At 59.6% G+C, this 7212-nt stretch carries 3 protein-coding genes and 2 pseudogenes; all 5 read right to left on the bottom strand.

Annotation, left to right across the window (positions count from 1 at the left end):
• A partial coding sequence (locus EOB59_RS20420; protein ID WP_128289092.1) for an aldehyde dehydrogenase family protein occupies positions 1–674 on the bottom strand: 674 nt, incomplete at its 3' end.
• Positions 675–1086: 412 nt separating this feature from the next.
• A pseudogene (locus EOB59_RS37330) lies at positions 1087–1812 on the bottom strand (pitrilysin family protein); the annotation flags it as partial.
• Positions 1813–2361: 549 nt separating this feature from the next.
• A pseudogene (locus tag EOB59_RS20410) lies at positions 2362–3666 on the bottom strand (pitrilysin family protein); the annotation flags it as partial.
• 1950 nt (positions 3667–5616) lie between these two features.
• A complete protein-coding gene (locus EOB59_RS20405) occupies positions 5617–6927 on the bottom strand; it encodes a HAMP domain-containing sensor histidine kinase (RefSeq protein ID WP_164895698.1) in 1311 nt (436 codons plus the stop codon).
• A gap of 14 nt (positions 6928–6941) precedes the next feature.
• Positions 6942–7212 (bottom strand): winged helix-turn-helix domain-containing protein (locus tag EOB59_RS20400; protein ID WP_164762779.1); only part of this gene is annotated, 271 nt, incomplete at its 5' end.

The raw sequence follows: 7212 nt of genomic DNA, 5'->3' as shown, positions 1-7212 counted from the left end.
CCCACGCGATCACCTTCGGACGCATAGATCAGGTTGACCACGCCATCGGGAAAGCCGGCCTGATGGGCGAGGGCGAACATTGCGCCAGCCACAAGCGGCGTCTGTTCAGCGGGCTTGAGCACGATTGTGCAGCCCGCAGCCAAGGCCGGCGAGATTTTGCGCGCCACCATGGAGGCCGGGAAATTCCATGGCGTGATCGTGCCAACAACGCCGATGGGCTGCTTGATCACTAGCATTCGGCGGTCTGTCGAGGGTGCCGAGATCGTCTCCCCATAGACGCGATTGGCCTCCTCGGCATACCATTGCAGATACGCCGCCGCATGCGATACCTCTGAAATGGCTTCGGCAAGCGGCTTGCCCATTTCCGCAGTCAGAATCGCGGCGAGATCGCCTGCATGGTCGATGATCAGCTGATGCCATCGCCAAAGAACGTCGCTACGTTCTCGGGCCGTCAACGCGGCCCATCCCGACTGCGCAACATAGGCCTTGTCTACCGCAGCACGTGTCTCCTCCACGCCCATATCGGGAAGCTCTGCCAAAACTTCGCCGGTCGACGGATTGACGACCTCGAACGTCTTATTGCCAACTGGTCTGCCGAGTGCCGGCAGGCGGTCGATGGCTCCAAACAGGTGCGGGGATTTCAGACGGCGGATCATCGGCAGGCACAGGGGCAATACCGGATTCCTCCTCAACGCAGCGAACATCCAGGTCGACAGGCCGTCAGTGTGTATTCTGCACCAGTGGGTTCGTCGTAGGGCCTCGGCAAAGCAGCTGGTAGACCACGCTAGCCCGATGAAAAGACAGCAGTTTCGTTAGTTTGAGTGCCCGCGGTTCATCAATTGATGGATTAAGCAGTCGGATGTTTGCTTCATCCACCATGCCTGCTGGTGGCATGCGACTGAATTCTGCAAAAAGGCGGCATACATGCTGAGGAGCGCCATTTCGGCGAGAGGCCGCCGGACCGCCAATGCCGCGCAAGGTCGGCGAAAACGACTCCGCGCGTCTGCATGATCTGCTTGGCCCACGGGCCTCCAACGCTCTTCCCACGAGAAGCCCCGATGAAGAAGGAAGGTGAGATGAGTTTCTTTACTCATCCTTGCCGCCCAGCGGCGGGCCGACCACCAAAATGGCGGGCTCGGCCGAAAGCAGCTTTTTGGCCGCCGCCTTGACCTGTTTGAGCGTCACCCGACCGATGCTGCGGGCGCGACGCTGGTTGTAGTCGACGTCGGCCTTGTGAATCTGCAAATCCAGGAGCCGGTCTGCAATCGAGCGGGTCGAGCCCAGTTGGTCGATGGCATAGGCGCCGATCAGGTGCTTCTTCGCCGCCTTGAGCTCGGCCCCGGTCGGTCCTTGCTGCGCCATCTGCTTTACCACATCTCGCACGATGCTCAGTGTTTGGGCAGCGCAGTCCGAGCGTGTCTCTGTCGTAACCAGAAGCGAGTCAAGGGTTAGTTCAGAGCTGACGTGATAGGCAAGGCCGCGTTTTTGACGTACCTCCTCGTAAAGGCGGGAAGTCAAGTATGAGCCGCCAAGGATGTCGTTCAGCAGCACGGCCGCGTAGAAATCCGGCGCGCTAGGCTTCACGCCAGGCCAGGCCAACGTCAGCGAAGTCTGCGGCAGGTCGTAGTTCTCCTCCACCAGTTGACCGAGTTTCGGCGCGACATCGTAGACGGGGACGAGGGTTTGTTGCTCAGGCAAATCACCAAACAGCTGGTCAAGCCTTTCCCTCAACGTGTTCGCGTCAATGTCACCCACCACGGCAATATGGAGCCCGTCGCGAGCGAAAATGGCCTGGTGGAAGGCGCGGAGGTCGGACGGCGTGATGCCGGGGAGGCTCTCTTTTGTGCCTTCTCCCGGCCTTGAACAAGGATGCGCGCCATAGATCGCGCGCAGCCATTTGCGCTGAGCGGTGGCGTTAGGGTCTCGCTCGCTGCCGACGATGCGGGAGACAATCTCGGCGCGGACGCGATCGATCGGCCCCTGGTCGAAGCGCGGCGCGTTCAGCGCGAGCCGAAGCAGGCCGAACGCCGCGTCCTGCTTTTTGGAAAGCATGCACACCGATCCGTAGATGTCGTCGCTTTGCGCGTCCAAACTCATTTCGGCGCCGGCATGGTCGAGCTTCACCTGGAAGGCATCGCTGTCGTAATGGCCAGCGCCTTCGATGAACAGGCCGGCCATCAGTTTGGCCATCCCCTCCTTCCCGACCGGGTCCTGCTTGGTGCCGCCCTTGAAGGCAAAGCCGATGTTGACGATTTCCACTGTGTGGTCCTCCACCAGCCAGGCGATGATGCCCTTTTCGGACTTCACCTCCTGGATGTTCATCGCAGCATGGGGCCGAGCGCCGAGCGTCATCTCTTGATTCTGCGTCTTGGGCAAGAGATAGCCCGTGGTCGAACGGTCGAACGCGAGATAGCGGGCGGCAACTGCTTTGATTTGCTCGGGGGTAACCTTGCGGATGCGATTCGGCCGTTCCTCGACATCCTTCACGGTACCGCCGGTGGCCAGCGTCGAGCCGTAGATGCTGGCGAGCCAGTCCAGGTTGTCTTCCGCAAAGATCATATTGCGCAAATAGTGGTCCTTGGCCTTGCCTAGTTCCTCGTTGCTGACACCATCCTCGGCAATGCGGGCGACTTCGGCAGCGGCCGCCGCTTCGAGATCAGCCAGCTTGGCATCGCCGCGCGGTGCGCCATAGATGGCGAACTTGGTGTCGTCGAGCATAGTGCCCTGGAAATAGACGCGGGCGCTGGAAGCGATACCTTGCTGGACAGCGAGCGCCTGGTAGAGCCGGCCGCGGTTACCGCCGCCGAGAATTTCGGCCAGCAGGTCGAGCGCTTCGGCCTCGCCCGGCTTGGCGGTGTGGTAGGACGGCACCACCCACTGCGTCGAAAAACTGGGCACGCTGACGCGGGCGTCTGAGAGCGTGACGGTGCGCCTGGTGTTCTGCTCGGGCTCAACCGGCCGGATGCGCGGCGGCAGGTCAGGTCCACGCGCCACCTTGCCATAGGTCTTTTCGGCCAGCGCCCGCACCGTGTCCGGTTCGACATCGCCGGCCACGATCAGCACGGAGTTGTTGGGCCAATAGTACTTTTCATAGAAGGCGGTGGCGTCGACGCGGTTCAGCTGCTCGATCTCCTGCATCCAGCCGATGATCGGGATGCGATAGGGCTGGTTCTGCCACAGCGTCGCGTCGATCTCCTCATGGAGCACGTCCTGCGGGTTGGTGTCGGTGCTTGAGCGGCGCTCCTCGATGACCACGTCGCGCTCGGTCTTGACGACATCGTCGGTCAGGATGAGGTTTCGCATTCGGTCGGCCTCGAAGCTCATCATCAGCTCGAGCGCCGACGGCGCCACTGTCTGATAGAAGGCGGTGTAGTCGGAGGAGGTGAAGGCATTTTGCGAGCCGCCGATCTCGAACACTGCGCGGTCGAATTCGCCGCCCGCATGGTTGGTCGTCGCCTTGAACATCAGATGCTCGAAAAAATGGGCAATGCCGGATTTTCCCGGCGGCTCGTCGGCGCTGCCGATCTTGTACCACACCATGTGGGTGACGATCGGCGCCCGGTGGTTGGGAATGACGACCACCTCCATGCCGTTGTCGAGCACGAAATCCCTCGCCTTGCCGTCCTCCCGTGCGACGGGGATCGGAGCCGTCCCCGCGCCGACCAACTCGGACGCAACGGACGTCCTGCGAAGCCCATGAGTGCGGGGCTTGCTTGGTAGTTCTGATAGGGAGAGTGGGGTTATGGGCTGCGTTCCTGGCAAAGTGATCTGTTCCTCATTTTGAAGGATCTATGTCTCCTGAACGCCTATTGGGAGAAAGTGGATCGGCACGCGACGCCGAGCCACATGAGCCGTCAGCGTGTTGCTGGGCCTGACGCGAGCCTCATCTTTGGATGCGTCCGGGAAACTTTCGGCATGGTGAGGCCATGGGAAGTCTGCTCGTTATCCATTGGGTGTTTGCGGATACCTGAGCATGCCCCGTGCCAAGTAAGAAAGCCCCGATTCGCAAGGTTTGATCCAACCTTGATACTTGCGATATCCGACATTGTCGGGCATCCGACAGAAAGCGCCTTTCGCCGGCGCGCCGGCTATGACGCTCGCCTCCTCCGGCGTGACGACGATCCTTTGGCGGGCGCCGCGCACACCGATCTGCCCGCCTATCAGCACCGCGACATCGAAGGACAGCGCGATCGTGACTGGATGGGTCTTACGCAAACATGCAGCAGTGCCACCGCGATCAGGACTTCATCCGCCCCACAAAGACCCGAGCGCGAGGGACGACGTGTAAGGCAACATGTCATCCTCGATAATGATGCCGCGCATAAAGAGGTAAGGTCCCTCGTCGTACCGGCGAGCCCCTTCGCTGGGTCTCGCGAGGGTCTGGTTTGCGAACGTCGACCGACAGCATCACGGCATGGGCGGCCCCATCGGTAGGCAAGCATTGACCGTGCCATCAGCGTTGAGGCAGCGCAGAGCCCAATTTCCCGGTGCCAGCCGGTACGTTGGAGCTTCAACTGTGGCCAGCCAAGCGGGCCGAGGCCGTGAAACTCCTGATACCCTGGACCGTCCGGATTGCAACGCACGACGCCTTGGTCTCGCGCCAACGTCCATTGACGCTCAGCGAAGCATCATGCGGACGATCTGGGAAAGCTTGGCCGGGCCGGCGCCTTCCCAGGCGCACGGGACGCGCGACGACCCATGTGGACCTTGGATTTCACTACGCACTTACGCTGCTTTGGCCTTGTCAGCAGCCTGAGCATAAAGCGTGCTCAGCTTTCAGGGCGAGCCTCTTTCATGTTGATAGCATCTGTCGTCATTCAGGATCGCCCCATTTTCGCATGCCGCTTGCAGCTTTCAGACTGTTGTCAGCCAGGGCCGCCATAAAGGGTCTCGTTTAACGCATTCGGGAGGCTTCATCACTCGACCACATTAATTTCGGGCGGTTCGCCGGCGCTCCGAATGGCACTTAACACCAGATCCTCTCCAAACCCGTGATGATCCAAGAGGAAAACGAAAAATCCCTAAATCATAAAAAAGCACCGATACGGTCGGCTCCAGGCTGATGAAATTGCGGTCTCACTGGCCACGCACGATACTTGCGATGGCGATGGCCATTGCAAAGGCCGGTCAAGCACCCAAGACGCTGACAAGCACGCCTCCGACCAAAGCTCGATCGTTGGCAGCCTTTCTAGCCGTATACTTGGGGCATTTTGGGACGGCGATCCGGACGCCGATTAAAACCTGCCGGTCGTCTAAATGGAATGGTTGGTCCGGGTCCTTACTGGACCTGCGCCAACCCGATCGGGCCGGCGCACAGGGGCACCCAGACAATTGGACACGTCGCCTTTGCGCGGCGGCTTGCACTTTCTCGGATGGCCTTTTTTCTCCCCGGGCGAAATCGAGCGAGCGGTGAGGCGGAGCCTTCGATTTTGCCGATCATGTCGTGTCGCTTCGATCGAACTGCTCAGACGATGATAGCGGCATTGATTGCCGCGGCCGAAATGCGTTGTGTGAAGTACGATTTCTACGCCGTATACATACTGCCGTACAGTTCGCCCTGTCAGCAGCCTTGCCAGCAATCCGCCCTGTGTCCAACTGTCGTCGAATTCACCGGTGTCATTGAGGAATTCGTATGATCGCCTCGAAACCATCATTGCGACCGCGGGCGGGCGACGCAAGCTCTAGACTGCCACCGATCCGCTGGATAACCATGTTAGCGATATGTAGACCAAGGCCTGAGCCCGCAGCAGGAGTAGCACCACGACTAAATCGCTTTGTAAGCCCTTCGAGGTCGGGGAGGGGCACCACCGGTCCGGCGTTTGCAATAGCGATGGTTCCATCAGTTTGGACGGAAACTGTTGTCGGAACAGTGGGCAGTCCATGTATCAGCGCATTCTCGATCAGGTTACGAAGGAGGATCCCAAACGCATCGACATCCACTTTGCGCATCAAAGTGGGGCAGCCGTCGACGTTAAGATGCAGGCGTCCGGCATATTGCGGCTTTTTCCTCAGGTCGTCGATTTCCAGCCGAACCGATCGGACAAGATCGATCGCGTGATCCGCCATGCCAACCCCCGATTCGGCTTGAGCGAGCTGAAGCACTTTTTCGACAAGGCGGCCAAGGCTCGACAGCGCTTGCTCGATTCCGCGCGCACGCATTTTGGCCGACCCATTGGGAAGCTCGGCCACTAATCTCTGCATCTGAGCGATTGAACCTGCGATCGGCGTGCGCAGTTCATGCGCACTGTTTGCGGCGAACTCGCGTTCGGCCTCGAGAGCCGCCCGCAGACGATCGAGAAGCCGATTGACGGATGCCGCGATTGGAGCCAACTCTGCCGGGAAATCGCCCAAGTCCATTGGTGACAGATTGCCGCCGTCGCGCGATCCGATCTGCTGTCGCAGTACCTCGATTGGCCGCAGCGAGCGCCGGATCACGATCCACCAAACAGCTAAGCTAAAGGGCAGGAGCACGAGTGTCGGAAGGAAGACAAAAAGTGCGCCCTTCGCGATTGTGGTACGGCGGCCATGAAGCGGTTCGGCCAACTGATGATACACGCCGTCTTGGATCTCCTCTGTGTAGACGCGGTAATCAGCGTTTCCCCAAAAGCCGTTACTCAGGGGAGCATCAGGGAAGGGCTGCTGACCCTCTTCCGGTTCAGAAATAAGCACTATCCCGTACTTATTAATAACCTGCTCACGATAGGTAAAGTACTTTTCGTAAGTGGGAAAGTTGTTATTGTATTGATCAACGTGTTTTCCATTCAAGACCTTGATCAGCTCTGGTTGTCTGTACTTTGCGCTCCCCTGGAGCAAGTCATCCGAACTTTCGTTTACATTATTGCAAAAAATGAACGCAGCCATGGTTGGGGCGGCGATCCAAACCAGGAGCGTTGCCCCGCCTAACCACGATAGCAGCTTTCTCGTCATGCTGTTCGAGTTCGTCATGTGACCACGAGCCTGTATCCGGAGCCACGCACGGTTGCTATTCTATCCCCGCCGATCTTCTTGCGGAGCCGGCTGACATAAACCTCCACTGTGTTGCTCTCGAACTCCGAATTGAATGAATAAAGCGCGTGCTCGATCCTCCCCTTTGAAACGACCGAACCGGGCCGGCGTAGAAGGCAGTCGAGCACCGCCCATTCGCGTCCAGACAGGTGGACCTCCTGCCCGTCGCGGAAGAGGCGTCGCTCGGCTGCCTGTATGGAAAGCGTC

The organism is Mesorhizobium sp. M7A.F.Ca.MR.176.00.0.0 (assembly GCF_004023165.1).
Lineage (GTDB): Bacteria > Pseudomonadota > Alphaproteobacteria > Rhizobiales > Rhizobiaceae > Mesorhizobium.
This window is presented reverse-complemented; position numbering and strand designations above follow the sequence as displayed.

Coding starts and splice junctions, on each gene's coding strand:
- EOB59_RS20405 (WP_164895698.1), bottom strand. CDS start 6,927: ATGACGAGAAAGCTGCTATCGTGGTTAGGCGGGGCAACGCTCCTGGTT.